At 36.2% G+C, this 16,637-nt stretch carries 19 protein-coding genes; 18 read left to right on the forward strand and 1 reads right to left on the reverse strand.

The genetic code is table 11. The features are described from left to right. The first annotated feature begins 231 nt into the window (after window positions 1–231). From DDU33_RS03110 to gntR, 8 genes are all read left to right on the forward strand, one after another. The gene (locus DDU33_RS03110; protein ID WP_005817614.1) at window positions 232–1,014 is read left to right on the forward strand and encodes an amino acid ABC transporter substrate-binding protein; all 783 of its coding nucleotides are present in this window, start codon (window positions 232–234) and stop codon (window positions 1,012–1,014) included. A gap of 143 nt (window positions 1,015–1,157) precedes the next feature. Continuing rightward, on the forward strand, window positions 1,158–3,233 hold the full coding sequence (locus DDU33_RS03115; RefSeq protein WP_108923106.1) for a capsular polysaccharide biosynthesis protein: 2,076 nt from the start codon (window positions 1,158–1,160) through the stop codon (window positions 3,231–3,233). A gap of 4 nt (window positions 3,234–3,237) precedes the next feature. Further along, on the forward strand, window positions 3,238–4,443 hold the full coding sequence (locus DDU33_RS03120) for a capsule biosynthesis protein (RefSeq protein WP_005817617.1): 1,206 nt from the start codon (window positions 3,238–3,240) through the stop codon (window positions 4,441–4,443). Window positions 4,444–4,599: 156 nt separating this feature from the next. Then, a complete protein-coding gene (locus tag DDU33_RS03125) occupies window positions 4,600–5,706 on the forward strand; it encodes a transglutaminase-like domain-containing protein (RefSeq protein ID WP_108923108.1) in 1,107 nt (368 codons plus the stop codon). Then, on the forward strand, window positions 5,678–6,040 hold the full coding sequence (locus DDU33_RS03130; RefSeq protein ID WP_108923110.1) for a mercuric transporter MerT family protein: 363 nt from the start codon (window positions 5,678–5,680) through the stop codon (window positions 6,038–6,040). The genes DDU33_RS03125 and DDU33_RS03130 overlap by 29 nt, the downstream gene beginning before the upstream one ends. A gap of 2 nt (window positions 6,041–6,042) precedes the next feature. After that, window positions 6,043–6,348, forward strand: coding sequence for a heavy-metal-associated domain-containing protein (locus tag DDU33_RS03135; protein ID WP_108923112.1), 306 nt, complete (start codon window positions 6,043–6,045; stop codon window positions 6,346–6,348). Window positions 6,349–6,428: 80 nt separating this feature from the next. Beyond that, entirely contained in the window at window positions 6,429–6,983 is a 555-nt protein-coding gene (locus DDU33_RS03140) for a YtfJ family protein (RefSeq protein WP_108923114.1), read from the forward strand. Window positions 6,984–7,102: 119 nt separating this feature from the next. Continuing rightward, window positions 7,103–8,101 (forward strand): gluconate operon transcriptional repressor GntR, encoded by a 999-nt coding sequence (gene gntR, locus DDU33_RS03145; protein ID WP_108923116.1) that lies wholly within the window; start codon window positions 7,103–7,105, stop codon window positions 8,099–8,101. A 1-nt stretch (window position 8,102) separates the two neighbouring features. Here the strand turns inward: gntR and DDU33_RS03150 are convergent, their stop codons facing one another. Further along, window positions 8,103–8,615, reverse strand: a complete 513-nt coding sequence (locus DDU33_RS03150; RefSeq protein WP_005817628.1) for a gluconokinase — start codon at window positions 8,613–8,615, stop codon at window positions 8,103–8,105. 188 nt (window positions 8,616–8,803) lie between these two features. On the opposite strand from DDU33_RS03150, the gene DDU33_RS03155 reads away from it, so the two are divergent. The 10 genes from DDU33_RS03155 to atpA all read left to right on the forward strand — a co-directional run bounded on the left by DDU33_RS03155 (window position 8,804) and on the right by atpA (window position 16,621). Then, window positions 8,804–10,153, forward strand: coding sequence for a GntP family permease (locus tag DDU33_RS03155; protein WP_005817630.1), 1,350 nt, complete (start codon window positions 8,804–8,806; stop codon window positions 10,151–10,153). A gap of 181 nt (window positions 10,154–10,334) precedes the next feature. Continuing rightward, window positions 10,335–11,051 carry an amino acid ABC transporter permease gene (locus DDU33_RS03160; protein ID WP_108923118.1) on the forward strand — a complete coding sequence of 239 codons (717 nt, stop codon included), beginning with the start codon at window positions 10,335–10,337 and terminating at the stop codon, window positions 11,049–11,051. 15 nt (window positions 11,052–11,066) lie between these two features. Further along, window positions 11,067–11,816, forward strand: coding sequence for an amino acid ABC transporter ATP-binding protein (locus DDU33_RS03165; RefSeq protein WP_108923119.1), 750 nt, complete (start codon window positions 11,067–11,069; stop codon window positions 11,814–11,816). Between the two features lie 63 nt (window positions 11,817–11,879). Continuing rightward, window positions 11,880–12,170, forward strand: a complete 291-nt coding sequence (locus DDU33_RS03170; RefSeq protein ID WP_108923121.1) for a YfcZ/YiiS family protein — start codon at window positions 11,880–11,882, stop codon at window positions 12,168–12,170. 232 nt (window positions 12,171–12,402) lie between these two features. Next, window positions 12,403–12,783 carry an ATP synthase subunit I gene (locus DDU33_RS03175; RefSeq protein ID WP_005818251.1) on the forward strand — a complete coding sequence of 127 codons (381 nt, stop codon included), beginning with the start codon at window positions 12,403–12,405 and terminating at the stop codon, window positions 12,781–12,783. A 24-nt stretch (window positions 12,784–12,807) separates the two neighbouring features. Next, on the forward strand, window positions 12,808–13,596 hold the full coding sequence (gene atpB, locus DDU33_RS03180; protein WP_108923123.1) for a F0F1 ATP synthase subunit A: 789 nt from the start codon (window positions 12,808–12,810) through the stop codon (window positions 13,594–13,596). 138 nt (window positions 13,597–13,734) lie between these two features. Continuing rightward, a complete protein-coding gene (atpE, locus tag DDU33_RS03185; RefSeq protein ID WP_005713637.1) occupies window positions 13,735–13,989 on the forward strand; it encodes a F0F1 ATP synthase subunit C in 255 nt (84 codons plus the stop codon). Between the two features lie 60 nt (window positions 13,990–14,049). Further along, window positions 14,050–14,520, forward strand: coding sequence for a F0F1 ATP synthase subunit B (atpF, locus tag DDU33_RS03190; protein WP_005818253.1), 471 nt, complete (start codon window positions 14,050–14,052; stop codon window positions 14,518–14,520). 13 nt (window positions 14,521–14,533) lie between these two features. Then, the gene (gene atpH, locus DDU33_RS03195) at window positions 14,534–15,067 is read left to right on the forward strand and encodes a F0F1 ATP synthase subunit delta (RefSeq protein ID WP_005818254.1); all 534 of its coding nucleotides are present in this window, start codon (window positions 14,534–14,536) and stop codon (window positions 15,065–15,067) included. A 12-nt stretch (window positions 15,068–15,079) separates the two neighbouring features. Beyond that, window positions 15,080–16,621: a F0F1 ATP synthase subunit alpha gene (gene atpA, locus DDU33_RS03200; protein ID WP_005818255.1), complete on the forward strand. Its 1,542-nt coding sequence runs from the start codon at window positions 15,080–15,082 to the stop codon at window positions 16,619–16,621. Window positions 16,622–16,637: the final 16 nt, after the last annotated feature.

Raw genomic sequence — 16,637 nt, forward strand, 5'->3', positions numbered from 1 at the left:
TAATAACGAATAGCTTTTTCATATAAACTCCATTTTTTGTTAAGGTAAACTGAGTGTAATTAAAAAATCTTAAGAAATTCTTAATTAAAATCAAGTTTATATAAATTTTTATATTACCATTTTATATTACAACATTTTATTAACATATATTCCATTTAGTTATTTGCCAGCAAAGAATTTTACTTTTACATTGGCAACCAATTTCAGCTTTACCTTTTTGAGGAATTCATTATGTTAAAAAAATTATCCGTTATCGCATTAACAACCTTAGCTTTAGCAACATCAGCAACTTCATTTGCTAAAGAAAGTTTACTGGAGCGCATCAATAATAAAGGCACAATTACCGTCGGAACAGAAGGAACTTATGCGCCTTTTACTTACCACGATGAGAACGGTAAATTAACCGGCTATGATGTCGAAGTAACTCGAGCTATTGCGGATAAATTAGGCGTGAAAGTTGAGTTTAAAGAAACCAACTGGGATTCAATGTTAGCCGGCTTAAAAGCAGATCGTTTTGATTTAGTGGCAAATCAGGTAGCATTAACTTCACCGGAACGTCAAGCAACTTTTGATAAAACCGAACCTTATAACTGGTCAGGGGCAGTATTAGCGGCGCCAAAAGATGAAACCCGCATTAAAAAAGTAGAAGATGTAAAAGGCTTAAAAGCAGCACAATCTTTAACTTCAAACTACGGCGAATTAGCGCGTAAATATGAAGCGGTTATTGTGCCGGTAGATGGCTTAGCACAAAGCGTGAAAGTCATTGAAACCAAACGTGCCGATTTTACCTTCAACGACTCTTTAGCGGTGTTGGATTATCTGAAGAAAAATCCAAAATCAGATTTAAAAATCTTTTGGGAATCAAGCGATAAAGTGGGCGCCGGTTTAGTTGCAAATAAAGGTAATCAAGAAGCCTTAGATAAAATCAGTGCAGTGATTGTTGAATTGAAAAAAGATGGTACTTTGAAAAAATTAGGCGAACAGTTCTTTGGACAAGACGTAAGTAACAAATAATCATCTCGATCATCGATATTTACCAAGCGGTTGGATTTGTAAAGTCTTTTGCAAATTTAATCGCTTTTCTATTTTTGAAATTTACTTTTATAGTTCTGGTGGGTAAACTTAAAACTAGATATATTTAAAATATAGTATAAATAATGGAAAAAAAGTCGTTAGTTTTCTCGAGCGGTATTTTAAAAATTGCACACCTTGAAAACTTTTTATGGGATTGCCAGATAATAAGAAGAAGGATGTGGAAGAAAACACTTCATGCTGAACAAGTTATTGGCTGGGGTCATAGACCATCTACGAAAAAAGCAAGACATTTTGCTCAAAAATATCAGATTCCTTTTATTGCGTTAGAGGATGGTTTTTTACGGTCTGTAGGATTGGGCGTTGAAGGATATTCTCCTCTATCCATTGTGTATGATGATATTGGTATTTATTATGATACAACAGTGCCATCTCGTTTGGAAAAATTAATTTTATCAGTTAATTTAACTAATGAATCTCATCAACAAGTTTCAGACGCAATTACTAAGATAAAGGAGTACCAGTTATCAAAATATAATCATGCGCCAGATTTTGAATTAAAGCACTTAAGCGATAAACCAATAGTATTAGTAATAGATCAAACTTTTGGTGATATGGCCGTTAAGTTTGGTCAGGCAAATGAATGGCATTTCAACCAAATGTTAGAGACTGCGATAAAAGAAAATCCACAAGCTGATATTTGGGTTAAAACACATCCTGATGTAATCAGTGGTAAAAAAAAGGGGTATTTAACTTGTTTACCACAATATGCACATCAAGTAAAAATCTTATCTGAAGATATAAGCCCTCTTTCCCTACTTCAATATGTAGATAAAGTGTATTGTGTGACTTCCCATATGGGCTTTGAGGCTCTACTAATAGGGAAAAAAGTGATTACTTTTGGTATTCCTTGGTATGCTGGGTGGGGGATTACTGACGATAGACATGAATCTATTGTTATGTTACAACAACAAAATCGTCGTTCTGCTAAAACATTTAATGAGCTATTCTTTGCTGCTTATTTTTCTTATAGTCGTTATATTAATCCGAATAATGGGCAAATAGGTTCAATCTTTGATGTAATTGAATATCTTAATAGAGTTAAACAGTGGAATAATCGATTAAGAGGTCAGTTATATTGTGTGGGGATGTCTTTATGGAAACAGGCTGTAATTAAACCATTTTTTAACTTGCCTAGTTGTAAAGTTCATTTTATTCGATCTCATAATGCGTTATCGAAGAAAAATTTGAATTTGGATGCTCGACTATTAGTCTGGGGAAATGGAAAAACAGAACAAATTAGATTTGCTCAACAAAATCAGTTACCTATATTAAGAATGGAAGATGGATTTATTCGTTCTGTTGGACTAGGGTCTAATTTAGTTGCACCTATTTCGCTTGTTATTGATGATATGGGCATTTATTTTAATTCTCAAATGCCATCTAGATTAGAAAAAATTTTACAAGAGCAAGTTTTTTCTAAAGAAGATATAACAATAGCACAAATGCTAAGACATTATTTGGTGGATAATAAAATTGGGAAATATAATGTTGGCGACATAGGTTTCCAATTAACTAAATCCTCGTTAAAAACAATTCTGGTTCCAGGACAAGTGGAAGATGATGCTTCAATAAAAACAGGTTCTCCTTATATAAGAACTAATCTAGATTTATTAAAAAGAGTTAGAGAATTAAACCCTGAAGCATATATACTTTATAAGCCTCATCCTGATGTGGTAAGTGGTAATAGAAAAGGAAATGTAGCATTTGAGGAAGTAAAAAAATTTGCTGATGATATTATTGAAACTGCTAATATATTAGATTGCATTATTCAGGTAGATGAAGTGCATACAATGACATCTTTAGCTGGATTCGAAGCGTTATTAAGGGGAAAAATTGTACATTGTTATGGGTTACCTTTTTATTCTGGTTGGGGGTTAACTAACGATCACTTTAGTTTAAGTGATAAAAATAGAAGGAAAAGACAGTTAAGTTTAGATGAACTTGTTTCAGGCGTATTAGTCTATTACCCGTTATATATTAATCCAAAAACAAATCAATTGATTGATGCTAAACAAGCTATTAATTCTTTAATGTTAAAAAGAGAAGAGTTGAGTTCTAATGGTATTAGAAGAAATTGGGTGGCTAAACAGTCAGAGAAGTTAAAACATTTATTTTATTCAATATTAAAAAGCAAGTGAAACTATGATTAATCATTATCTTGATGACCTATTAAATACTTCTCACCGAATTCTACTTTTGCAAGGACCGATAGGCGGTTTTTTCTTTGAATTTGGCCGATGGTTGAAAAACAACCAAAAGGAAGTTTATAAAATTAATTTTAATGGAGGTGATGCTTTTTTTTATCCGAATAGCACATCTAACACATTTAATTATCAAGATAACTTTATCTATTTAAAACAATATTTAATTGATTTTTGTTTGAAATATCAAATTGACTCAATAATTTGTTTTGGTGATAATCGTCCATGTCATAAGATAGCAAAGCATATTTCTAAGGAGCTGAATATCCGTTTTTGGGTATTTGAAGAAGGATATTTCCGCCCTCACTATATTACATTTGAAAAAGATGGTGTTAATGCATACTCACCTTTACCAAAGCAGGCTGATTTTTATCTTCGTTTGAGTTCTAGTATTGAGGGGGATATTGTTCCTAAAACTGTAGCCAAAGGTTTTTTTCCTATTGCTAAAAGGGCTATTCGCTACTATTGGGAAACTCACAAATTTGCTGAGCAATACCCACATTATAGACATCACCGACATTTAAGCTTATTTCACTATGGAAAATTATGGTCGGGTTCTCTTTTACGGAGAATATGTTATTGGTTGCATGAACGGAGTTTTTCCCAACGAGTGAACAGTGGCGCGTTTGGAAAATTTTTTATTGTTCCATTACAAGTATACAATGATAGTCAAATATCTGAGCATACGGATTTCCCAAGCGTTGAAGCTTTTTTAAGAAAAGTGTTGGACTCTTTTGCTAATGATGCTCCTAATTATTTAAATCTTATCGTGAAACATCATCCAATGGATAGAGGGTTTATTGATTATCAAACGGTAATAAGTGAATACTGTATAAAATATCCTCATTTAGATGGGCGTATTTTTTATATTCATGATGTACCTTTACCTGTATTGTTACGTAAAGGAATTGGTATGGTTACATTAAACAGCACCAGTGGGTTATCTGCACTTTTACATAATATGCCAGTAAAAACACTTGGTAGAGCTAATTATGACTTTGAAGGAATGACAGATCAAAAGGATTTAGCCGATTTTTGGCATAATCCAACCCCTCCTGACCATGCGGTGTTTAATGCATATAGGAAATTTCATCTGAATAAGACTCAAATAAATGGTAGTTTTTATAATGAAGTTCTTTTACCATAAAAAAAGATTATTACACCGTAGATATTTCCTTATTTACGGTGTTTTTATTTTTTTCAATAATTTAAGACTTTTTATTTTGTCTAAATTCACGTATGCTTAGTGAGTTCAATCCGAACACCAAATATAGCAAGTTATGTTTATTTAAGGTTCTACAATATGAAAAAACTTCTTATTGCTTCTATGCTAACGTCAGGTATGGCATACGCAGCTCCACTCTCTCAAGTTAATCCAAATACAGATCTTCATACTTATGAATTTACTAACACCTATGATTTAGTTGTACCAAAAGGTTCTCAGGGTGAAACGAAACTTTGGATTCCTTTGCCTTTTAATAGTGATTATCAAACTGTTAAATCTATTGAGTTTGAAGGTAATTATCGTGATGCATTTATTACGGAAAATAACCAGTATGGAGCCAAAACACTTTATGCAAATTGGGATGAAAAAGCAGATAAACGCCTATTAAAAGTGAAAATGGTTATTCAGACGCAGGACCGCGAACCTATGGTTACTGGGGCATTAAAAGATTATAAAATGCCTGACAAAATAGAATATTCTGTGGATGTGTTACCCTATTTGAAACCAACCGCTCATATTAAAACGGATGGGATTGTAAAAGAGTATGCGGATAAAATTGTCGGAAAAGAAACCAATCCACTTAAAAAAGCAGAATTGATTCATCAATGGATCGTAAAAAATATGGAACGTGATAATTCTGTTCTAGGTTGTGGCGATGGCGATGTTGAAAAAATCCTGACAACAGGCGTATTAAAAGGAAAATGTACAGATATTAATTCGGTCTTCGTTGCTTTAGCTCGAGCATCTGATATTCCTGCAAGGGAAGTGTTTGGTATTCGTTTAGGCGCAGCACCAAAATTAGAAAAGTATTCTAAAACTGCTTTTGGTAGTGCAAAAGAAGGTCTTGCTAATGTAAATGGTGGGCAACATTGTCGTGCTGAATTTTATTTAGCTGGATTTGGTTGGGTTCCTGTTGATTCGGCGGATGTGGCTAAAATGCGTTTAACAGAGAAAAAATCTGTAGAAGACAGTGATACTCAGACTGTGGCAAATTACTTATTCGGGAACTGGGAAGCTAATTGGGTTGGTTTTAATTATGCTCGAGATTTTAATCTTTACCCTAAACCAGAATTAGCACCAATCAATAACTTTGGTTATCCTTATGCTGAAGTTGGAGGCGATCCGCTTAATTCTTTTGATGCAAAAGAGTTTGGTTATGAACTTATCTCTAAAGAAATTAAATAATCGCTTTATTGCTAGTTGTGTTACTGCTGTTATTGCAGCAGTAACCTCTACACTATGTTGTATCGCACCTTTAGTTTATTTAATGTTTGGTATTTCTTCTACATGGTTGATGGAATTAAACCGTTTTGAATATTTACGAATACCTATGTTAATTGTTTCTTTAGGTGCCTTTGGCTATGGTTTTTGGTTATTAAATTTCTCTAATAAAATCATTTGTACCCGATATTTTTCTCGTCAAACGTTGATTGTTTTATATTGGGTTGTGTTTTTTATTATGTTATTTTTTCTATCTTATCCTACTTTGCTTCCTTATATATTAGAATGGATTTCATAAAAATGAAAAAATTATGGTTTATTGCTATTTTTAGTACCTTTATGCCTTTATCTTCACTTTATGCAGTGGAAAATTCTCAAAAACAGGAAAAAAATGTAGAGCGAGAGGTTACGCTTTTGATAAATGAAATGCATTGTCAGCTCTGTGTCTATTTAGTAAATAAGGAATTACGAGCTATAGATGGTGTTATTTCAACCAAAGCGGATATGCAAGCTAGAACAGTCAAAATTGTTACTCAAGCTCAAGTGACAAATGAACAATTAATAAAAGCGATTGGTAATTTACAATATACAGCAAAAGTCATTTAAAAATAACAGTTCCGATTTGTTTTAATGATTATTTTACGTAGAATTTATTTTCTAACTGATATTTATTTTGAAGAGACAATATGAAAAAAATAGTACTTTCAACGATTTTTGCATCGGTATTTTTTGCGCATTCTACACTTGCTCATAATATTACGCTGAATAGTGGTTTAGCGCCTGTGGCTGTTACCAAAGATGGTGAACTGATATTATCTAATGGTGATGTGAATTATCAATCTTGGCGTTCGGCGAATTTGGTGGGGAAAGTTCGTGTTATTCAGCATATTGCCGGGCGTAGTAGCGTAAAAGAAAAAAACGAAGCGCTAATGGATGCGATTAAAGCCGAAAAATTTGATGACACAAAATACCAAACAACGACGATTATCAATGCGGATGATGCGATTATTGGTACTGGCACTTTTGTAAAAAGTAGCGCAGAAAAAGGAAAAAAACAGAATTCGCATAGTCAGGTTATTTTAGATCAACAAAGCTCAGTCAAAAATGCTTGGGCATTGAAAGAAAAAGAGAGTTTGATTGTCGTGTTGGATAAAAGTGGTAAAGTCAAATTTGTGAAAGAAGGAAAATTAACACCGCAAGAAATTCAATCTGTGATTGCCTTGGTGAAATCTTTACTCTAAAAATCATTAAGCGGTTAGATTTGTAACATTTTTTGCAAATTTAACCGCTTATTGTTTTCCTTTCTCGTGTTATTCTTAACACATCTTAAACTGCTCTAAAATTATCTCTTCTTTCTATGATGAATAATAAAAAACGACCAACTTTACAAGATGTCGCTGATCATTTGGGTATAACTAAAATGACGGTAAGTCGCTATTTACGTAATCCTCAATTAGTGGCAGAAAATACTCGACAGAAAATTGCTCAAGCTATAGAGCTGTTTGGTTATATACCTAATCGTGTACCGGATATTTTATCAAATTCAAAAAGTCGAGCGATTGGTGTATTACTTCCCTCCTTTACTAATCATGTTTTTGCCGATGTGTTAAAAGGGATTGAAAGTGTAACGGATGCTGCAGGTTACCAAACGATGTTAGCACATTATGGATATAGTGAGCATAAAGAAGAACAACGGATAGAATCCTTACTTTCATATAATGTAGATGGTTTGATTTTATCTGAAAATCATCATACTCCTCGCACGTTAAAAATGCTTGAAGTGGCGAATATTCCCGTGATTGAGATTATGGATACGCACGAATTGGGTTTACAACAAACAATAGGTTTTGATAATGTTGTAGCGGCTCAAACGATGACTGATACAATGATTGCTCGAGGTTGCCAAAATATTGTGTATTTTTCAGCCCGAATGGATAAAAGAACAACATTAAAAATGAAGGGATATGAATTGGCAATGAAAAAGCATCGTCTTAAACCCAGATTTATTGCAACAGAGGAATCATCTTCTTTTACCTTAGGTGGACAACAATTACGGTTAGCGTTAGATAAATATCCTCAGATGGATGGCATATTTTGTACAAATGATGATTTAGCCATCGGTGCATTATTTGAATGCCAACGCTTGGGAATTCAAGTACCTGAGCAAATAGCCATTGCCGGATTTCATGGACATGATGTAGGGAGATCGATCACACCTAGACTTGCAAGTGTGATAACCCCTCGTTTTGAAATAGGAAAGGTTGCCGCAGAACAGCTATTACACCGTTTAACTCAACAACCTCCGCAAAGTCATTTGATTGATTTAGGATATCAAATTTATATTGGTGAAAGTATTTAATTTATAGATGGGGTTGGATAGCTTGGATACAAGCTTCGACCACCTCTTCAAATGAACCGCTAATATCAATATGAATCACATCAGGTTCATCTGTCTGAGGTACCTCAAGTGTTGCGAATTGGCTTTTGAGCATTTCTGTTTTCATATAATGCCCTTGCCGTTGCTTCATACGTTCTAATACTAATTCGAAACTTCCATTTAAGAATAAGAAACGCACATTTTTATTACCCTGACGTATTTGATCTCGATATTTCTTTTTGAGGGCAGAGCATATGATAATGCCCTTTTCACTTTTTTGTTCGAGACTAAATGCGGCATCGTTAATACGTTCTAACCAAGGGTGTCTATCTTCATCATTAAGCGGTTGCCCACTTCCCATTTTTATGATGTTTGCTCTTGGGTGTAAATCATCGCCATCGATTAATTTTAAGTGGAGGCGACGAGCAACCTCTGTACCAATAGTTGTTTTTCCTGTGCTAGATACACCCATTAAAATAAAACTTTGCCCATTCATATATTCACCTCTTTTTTTATAAGCATAACAGATTTTGTATTGATTGTTATCGGTAATTTTAAAATTTGTGATCTTGGTCTCAAATTTAACAAATAGTTATCATAAACACTTTACTATTACTCATTTTATATTTATGTTATCGGTAACAAAAACGGCGTTTAGCTTAGCTTCAAAAATGTGAGGTTATTATGTTAATTCTTATTATGGTCGCAGCAATTATTACATTGCTTGTGCTTATTATTAGATTTAAGGTGCATGCCTTCGTTGCGTTATTGATTGTGAGCTTATTAACAGCATTAGCAGCGGGTATTTCTGTCGATAAAATTTTACCAACCCTTTTAGGTGGTTTTGGTAGTACTCTCGCTTCGGTGGCATTGCTTGTTGGTTTAGGGGCAATGATCGGGCGAATGCTAGAAATTACCGGTGGGGCGAAAGTTCTGGCTGATACTTTAATCAATAAGTTTGGCGAGGAAAAGGCGCCTTTTGCCCTTGGTATTGCGGCTTTATTATTTGGTTTTCCTATTTTCTTTGATGCTGGTTTGGTTGTTATGCTTCCAATAGTGTTTAGTGTAGCTAAACAGTTTGGTGGTTCAGTGTTACGTTATGCCTTCCCAGTAGCTGGAGCTTTTGCTGTTATGCATGCTTTTTTACCTCCTCATCCTGGTCCAGTTGCTTCAGGTGATCTTTTAGGGGTAAATATGGGGTTACTCGTTTTAGTTGGTTTAATTTGTGCCATTCCAACTTGGTATATTGGTACATACTTATTCAGTAAATTTATCAGTAAACGTGTTTATGTGGAATTGCCAAAAGCATTTTTAAGTACAGCTTCTATTACAGAAACCTCAGTTCAAACACCTCCATCATTTGGAAGAGTTCTACTAGTATTACTATTACCGATCTTCTTAATTTTATTTGATACAGGTTTAAATACATTAAGTGTTGCAAAAGTAGTTGATGGTTCTGCTCTTTGGGTTCAAAGTTTACGTTTAGTAGGAAAAACACCTGTTGCATTATTGATTACACTCATTATTGCTATTTTATTATTACGTGGAGAACGTAGCTATGAACAAATTGAAAGTATTTGCAACAGTGCGTTAGGACCGATATGTTCGATTATTTTAGTTACCGGGGCTGGTGGTATGTTTGGAGGAGTATTACGTGCAAGTGGTATTGGCGATGAAATTTCCAAAATGCTATCAGATACGGGAATGCCGGTTGTTGTTGCAGCCTTTATTATTGCGATGGCTATGCGTGTTGCTCAAGGTTCTGCAACGGTCGCATTAACGACAGCCGCAGCATTAATTGCCCCAACGGTTGCAGCATCAACAGATTTAACTCAATTTGATTTATGTTTCATTGTCATTTCTATTGCATCAGGCGCTACCGTTCTCTCTCATGTGAATGATTCAGGATTCTGGTTAATGAGTCGTTTCCTTGAAATGGATACTAAAACGACATTAAAAACGTGGACAATGTTAGAAACATCAATAGGTGTTGTTGGTTTCGTGATTGCGTTAATAGGAAGTATTTTATTGTAGTTAATTTATTACTTTAAGAATAAATAAGGCGGTTGTTTTTAGATATTTTTTGCAAAAAAGAGTCATAAAATAACCGCTTATCTCTTTATATTCCTTTTTTATTTGTTCTATGCTTGTTTGTACATTTGCAAGCGGTCAGATTTCCCTTACAATCGGTAGAAATTGTTTTTAAGGACTGATTGTGTTAGAAAATCTTTTACTCCAAATCCCTTTTATGGATGAAGCACGTGTAAAGTTAGTCATTGATGCCTTTTGGCCAATGGTTGAGGCGGCGGTGCTTGTATCTATTCCTTTAGCGGTAGCCTCTTTTATTATTGGTATGATCATTGCGGTGGGTGTTGCGTTAATTCGTGTTACGCCGGTTAATGGTGTATTGCATCGTATTGCATTGGCTATCGTCAAGGTCTATATCTCTATTATTCGTGGTACACCAATGCTGGTTCAAATTTCGGTGGTTTTCTACGGATTACCTGCGATTGGTGTGTTTATTGATCCTATTCCGGCGGCGATTATCGGCTTTTCTTTGAATATTGGTGCTTATGCCTCTGAAACCGTTCGTGCGGCGATTTCTTCCGTTCCTAAAGGACAATGGGAAGCTGGTTTTACGATTGGTATGACTTATATGCAGACCTTTCGCCGTATTATTGCTCCACAAGCCGTGCGTGTCGCTGTTCCGCCGTTAAGTAATACGTTTATCGGATTGTTTAAGGATACTTCGTTAGCGTCTGTGGTAACCGTAACGGAGATGTTCCGTGTGGCACAGCAAATGGCAAATATGTCCTATGACTTTTTACCGGTATATATTGAAGCGGGTTTAATTTATTGGTGTTTTTGTTGGGTACTGTTTTATATTCAAGCCAAATTGGAAATTCGTTTTAATCGATTTGTCGCAAAATAAGCGTAAGGAATGAAGATGATAAAAATTAAGAACATTCATAAAACATTTGGGCAAAATACGATTTTACGGGGGATTGATTTAAGTATTGAAAAAGGGCAAGTGGTTGTTATTTTAGGACCTTCCGGTTCGGGAAAAACGACTTTCTTACGTTGCTTAAATGCGCTTGAAATGCCGGAACAAGGCACAATTACCTTTGATAATGCGCAACCGTTAAGCATTGATTTTGGGGCAAAACCGAGTAAAAAAGCTATTTTATCGCTCCGCCGTAAATCAGGTATGGTGTTCCAAAATTATAATCTTTTTCCACATAAAACTGCCCTTGAAAATGTGATGGAAGCGCCGGTTTTTGTTCAAGGCAAATCGGTGGAACAAGCAAAATCGGAGGCGTTAGCATTACTGAGCAAGGTTGGTCTGGAGGATAAAGTGGATTTATACCCTTATCAACTTTCAGGCGGGCAACAACAGCGTGTCGGTATTGCTCGAGCGTTGGCATTACAACCGGAATTAATGTTATTTGATGAACCAACCTCTGCTCTCGACCCGGAATTGGTGCAAGATGTATTAAATACGATGAAAGCCTTGGCAAATGAAGGCTGGACGATGGTAGTGGTTACTCACGAGATCAAATTTGCGTTAGATGTAGCGGATATTGTTGTTGTGATGGATGGCGGCGAAATCGTGGAGCAAGGCTCGCCGCAGCAACTGTTTGAAAACCCTCAACACGAGCGGACAAAACGCTTTTTACATCAAATTCGAGCCGATTAGCGTTTGACCTACCGATTTTTTAGTATTAAAGTAACCGCATTATTTTTCTTTTAAGGCAATATTATGAAAGACGAAAAACCAATTGAATGTACAGGTTGTAATACCTTTGATGTGGGTTCTATTTTAGATAATAGCGAAACGGTGGCAACTTTTGAACGTGTTTATGCAACAGAAGCAGAAGCAAATGATGCGCTTGCGCGTTTAACAGCGAAAGCACACGATGTAGAAAGTGAACCTTGCCAAATCAACAGCCAAATTGTGGCGGTGGAAAATGGCGTTAAACTTTCTGCCCAATTTGGTTTTAGTTGCCAAGCGGAAGTGGTTATTTTTCAATTAGGCACAAGAACCATTTAATGATTATTTGGAGCGAGAAATTTAAGTTTCTCGCTTTTTTATTTTTGTTTAATTTATTTCACAAAATAAAATAAACCCTCTCAAAGAGAAAAAAGACTTTAATTAACTAAATTTTAACAAATTGATGTTTTATAACGCATTTTTGATATGATTTTTGTTGAACATCCCCTTGAGTAGTGAGTATAATCTGGATGATCTTTTATTAAATTACAGTGTGGAAAAAAGGAATAATATGTCGGCTGTAATTACCCGAGCAAAACAACAATATATTAAAGCCATCAAATGGGAAATTGGTGTTATCTTACTCGGTGTATGTTTTGTATCATTGATTCAATTTTCAGCAAGCATGTCTTTTTTTGTCGGCGCATTTTCTGCGTTCCTTCCTCATTGTGTTTTTGTGTATTGGGTTTTCTTTAGAACCGCAAAAAATCAACAAAAAATAACCGCTTTTTATCGAGGCGAAGGTATAAAATGGCTGGTGGCAATAATATTGATTGCATTAAGTTTTATTTTTATCCCTCATCTTAAACTTCTTTTCTTTTTTATTGGTTATATTTTGGTTTTAGGGCTCAATATCGTTTTACCGATAGCGTTAAATCGGCAAGCTGTATAGTTTTTAATTTTAAAAGGATAAATTATGGCTGGAAATACCGCTGACTATATTAGTCACCACCTTTCGTTTTTAAAAACGGGAGATGGGTTTTGGAATGTGCACGTAGATACTCTGTTCTTTTCAGTGGTGTCTGCGGTAATCTTTTTATTCTTCTTCCACAAAGTTGCTAAAACGGCAACATCCGGCGTACCGGGTAAATTTCAATGTTTTGTTGAAATGATTGTGGAGTGGGTTGATGGTTTAATCAAAGAGAACTTTCATGGTACACGTGAAGTGGTTGCTCCATTAGCGTTAACCGTATTCTGCTGGGTGTTTGTCATGAATGCGATTGACTTAATCCCTGTGGACTTTTTACCTCAATTAGCCGCATTATTCGGTATCCATTATTTACGCGCAGTGCCAACTGCGGATATTAGTGCAACGCTTGGGATGTCGATCTGTGTCTTTGCACTTATTATTTTCTATACGATCAAATCAAAAGGCGTTTCTGGCTTTGTAAAAGAATATACACTTCACCCATTTAATCACTGGGCGTTTATTCCGGTAAACTTTGTGTTAGAAATGGTTACCTTATTAGCAAAACCGATCTCTTTAGCTTTCCGTTTATTCGGAAATATGTATGCAGGTGAGCTAATCTTTATCCTTATTGCCGTCATGTATATGGCTGATAACTTCCTACTTCAAGTATTAGGGTTGCCATTACACTTAGCTTGGGCGATTTTCCATATTTTGGTTATCACCTTACAAGCGTTTATCTTTATGATGCTAACGATTGTTTATTTGAGTATTGCTTATAACAAAGCAGATCACTAAACAAAATGAATGGGGAAGCGGTGGTATTTTACGAATTTTTTGTAAAAACAGACCGCTGACAAAACCCGAGAGTGTTTTTTCTTAACTTTTTTATTAACCCTAGCCTTTGGCTAAATTCCTTAAATTATGGAGAACATTATGGAAACTGTAATTACAGCAACGATTATTGGTGCATCAATCCTACTTGCTTTCGCAGCATTAGGTACTGCAATTGGCTTTGCGATTTTAGGTGGTAAATTCTTAGAGTCTTCAGCTCGCCAACCTGAATTAGCAAGCAGCTTACAAACTAAAATGTTTATCGTTGCGGGTCTTCTTGATGCGATTGCAATGATTGCAGTAGGTATTTCTTTACTTTTCATCTTCGCAAACCCGTTCATTGATTTATTGAAATAAGTCGGGATTTGATTAACCGTTATTCATTTGAATAACTTAACCGACTTTTAGGAGGGCGTTGTGAATTTAAATGCAACATTAATTGGTCAGTTGATTGCATTCGCACTATTTGTGTGGTTTTGCATGAAATTCGTATGGCCACCGTTGATTAACGCGATTGAAACGCGTCAAGCAAACATTGCTGATGCGCTTGCGAGTGCAGAAAAAGCAAAACAAGAACAAGCGGATACGAAAGTATTAGTGGAACAAGAACTTGTTAAAGCTCGCGAAGAAGCTCAGCATATTATTGACTTAGCAACTAAACGCCGTAATGAAATTTTAGAGTCTGTTCAAGCAGAAGCTGAAGCAGAACGTTTACGCATTATTGAACAAGGTTACGCAGAAGTAGAAAGTGAACGTAAACGAGTTCAAGAAGAGCTTCGTCAAAAAGTAGCAGCATTAGCCGTTGCCGGTGCTGAAAAAATTGTGGGTCGTTCTGTGGATGCAGCGGCAAACAATGACATTATTGATAAGCTAGTTGCAGAACTATAATAAGGTGGGGCAGATGTCAGAATTAAGTACAGTTGCTCGCCCCTATGCTAAAGCAGCTTTTGATTTTGCTTTAGAGCAAGGTCAGTTGGATAAATGGCAAGAGATGTTACAGTTTTCAGCGTTAGTGGCTGAGAATGAGCAAGTATCTGAATATATTTCAGCTTCTCTTGCAAGCGGTCAGATTGCAGATTTCTTTTGCAAAATTTGTGGCGAACAACTAGACCAATATGGGCAAAATTTCATTCGTATCATGGCTGAAAACAAACGTTTATCTGCATTATCTGCTGTGTTAGCCGAGTTTTTATCACTCAGAGCCGCTCATGAAGCAGTAAAAGAAGTAAACGTCATCAGTGCTACCGAATTAGATCAAGCACAAGAAGAAAAAATCTTGAGAGCAATGGAAAAACGTCTTGGTCAAAAAGTGCGTTTAACCACTCAACTTGATAAATCATTAATTGCCGGTGTGATCATTGAATATGATGATGTAGTAATTGATGGAAGTAGTCGTGGTCAATTAAACCGCTTAAATCAAGCGTTGAGCTTGTAAGAGGAATAAAAAATGCAACTAAATTCAACAGAAATTAGTGAATTGATTAAAAAGCGTATTGCCCAATTTAACGTGGTAAGTGAAGCGCAAAGTACCGGTACTATCGTGTCTGTAAGCGATGGTATTATCCGTGTTCACGGTCTTGCTGATGTTATGCAAGGGGAAATGATAGAGCTTCCGGGCAATCGTTATGCTATCGCACTAAACTTAGAACGTGATTCAGTCGGTGCGGTAGTGATGGGACCTTATGCCGATTTAGCAGAAGGTATGACAGTAAAATGTACTGGTCGTATTTTAGAAGTGCCTGTGGGTCGTGGTTTATTAGGTCGTGTGGTTAATACTTTAGGTCAGCCAATCGATGGTAAAGGCGAGATTGAAAACGATGGCTTCTCTCCGGTTGAAGTGATTGCACCGGGTGTTATTGACCGTCAATCCGTTGATCAACCGGTTCAAACCGGTTATAAAGCGGTAGACTCAATGGTACCAATCGGTCGTGGTCAGCGTGAGCTTATCATCGGTGACCGTCAAACTGGTAAAACAGCACTCGCTATCGATGCGATCATCGCACAAAAAGATTCAGGTATTAAATGTATTTATGTGGCTATCGGTCAGAAAGCTTCAACAATCGCAAACGTGGTGCGTAAATTAGAAGAACACGGTGCACTACAAAATACGATTGTTGTTGTGGCGTCAGCATCTGAATCTGCTGCATTACAATACCTTGCGCCATATTCTGGTTGTGCAATGGGTGAATATTTCCGTGATCGTGGTGAAGATGCGTTAATCGTTTATGATGATTTATCTAAGCAAGCAGTTGCTTACCGTCAAATTTCACTTCTTTTACGCCGTCCACCAGGTCGTGAAGCATTCCCGGGCGATGTATTCTACCTACACTCTCGTTTACTTGAGCGTGCAGCGCGTGTAAATGCAGACTATGTAGAACGTTTCACTAACGGTGCTGTAAAAGGTCAAACAGGTTCTTTAACCGCATTACCAATCATCGAAACACAAGCAGGGGACGTATCAGCATTCGTTCCAACCAACGTAATTTCGATTACCGATGGTCAGATTTTCTTAGAGTCGAGCTTATTTAACTCAGGTATCCGTCCGGCGGTAAACCCGGGTATTTCGGTATCTCGTGTAGGTTCTGCGGCACAAACTAAGGTAATCAAAAAATTATCCGGTGGTATTCGTACGGCATTAGCACAATATCGTGAATTGGCAGCGTTCGCTCAGTTTGCTTCAGATCTTGATGATGCAACACGCAAACAGCTTTCTCACGGTCAAAAAGTAACAGAATTGTTGAAACAAAAACAATTTGCACCGATGCCGGTAAGTGAACAAGCGTTAGTTCTTTTTGCTGCTGAGTTTGGTTATTTAGATGATGTTGAACTTGAACGTATTGGTTCATTTGAAGCAGCATTACTTGCTTACGCAAACAGCAACCATTCAGACTTTATGAAGGATTTAGCGAAATCAGGCGATTTTAATGATGCTATTAAGGATCAATTAAAAGCTATCGTTGAGAGCTTCAAAAAGAATGGTGCGTGGTAATCACGACTAGCGGAGA

It is taken from the genome of Actinobacillus porcitonsillarum, from assembly GCF_003101015.1.
Lineage (GTDB): Bacteria > Pseudomonadota > Gammaproteobacteria > Enterobacterales > Pasteurellaceae > Haemophilus_A > Haemophilus_A porcitonsillarum.

Coding starts and splice junctions, on each gene's coding strand:
- DDU33_RS03110 (WP_005817614.1), top strand. CDS start 232: ATGTTAAAAAAATTATCCGTTATCGCATTAACAACCTTAGCTTTAGCA.
- DDU33_RS03115 (WP_108923106.1), top strand. CDS start 1,158: ATGGAAAAAAAGTCGTTAGTTTTCTCGAGCGGTATTTTAAAAATTGCA.
- DDU33_RS03120 (WP_005817617.1), top strand. CDS start 3,238: ATGATTAATCATTATCTTGATGACCTATTAAATACTTCTCACCGAATT.
- DDU33_RS03125 (WP_108923108.1), top strand. CDS start 4,600: ATGAAAAAACTTCTTATTGCTTCTATGCTAACGTCAGGTATGGCATAC.
- DDU33_RS03130 (WP_108923110.1), top strand. CDS start 5,678: ATGAACTTATCTCTAAAGAAATTAAATAATCGCTTTATTGCTAGTTGT.
- DDU33_RS03135 (WP_108923112.1), top strand. CDS start 6,043: ATGAAAAAATTATGGTTTATTGCTATTTTTAGTACCTTTATGCCTTTA.
- DDU33_RS03140 (WP_108923114.1), top strand. CDS start 6,429: ATGAAAAAAATAGTACTTTCAACGATTTTTGCATCGGTATTTTTTGCG.
- gntR (WP_108923116.1), top strand. CDS start 7,103: ATGAATAATAAAAAACGACCAACTTTACAAGATGTCGCTGATCATTTG.
- DDU33_RS03150 (WP_005817628.1), bottom strand. CDS start 8,615: ATGAATGGGCAAAGTTTTATTTTAATGGGTGTATCTAGCACAGGAAAA.
- DDU33_RS03155 (WP_005817630.1), top strand. CDS start 8,804: ATGTTAATTCTTATTATGGTCGCAGCAATTATTACATTGCTTGTGCTT.
- DDU33_RS03165 (WP_108923119.1), top strand. CDS start 11,067: ATGATAAAAATTAAGAACATTCATAAAACATTTGGGCAAAATACGATT.
- DDU33_RS03170 (WP_108923121.1), top strand. CDS start 11,880: ATGAAAGACGAAAAACCAATTGAATGTACAGGTTGTAATACCTTTGAT.
- DDU33_RS03175 (WP_005818251.1), top strand. CDS start 12,403: ATGTCGGCTGTAATTACCCGAGCAAAACAACAATATATTAAAGCCATC.
- atpB (WP_108923123.1), top strand. CDS start 12,808: ATGGCTGGAAATACCGCTGACTATATTAGTCACCACCTTTCGTTTTTA.
- atpE (WP_005713637.1), top strand. CDS start 13,735: ATGGAAACTGTAATTACAGCAACGATTATTGGTGCATCAATCCTACTT.
- atpH (WP_005818254.1), top strand. CDS start 14,534: ATGTCAGAATTAAGTACAGTTGCTCGCCCCTATGCTAAAGCAGCTTTT.
- atpA (WP_005818255.1), top strand. CDS start 15,080: ATGCAACTAAATTCAACAGAAATTAGTGAATTGATTAAAAAGCGTATT.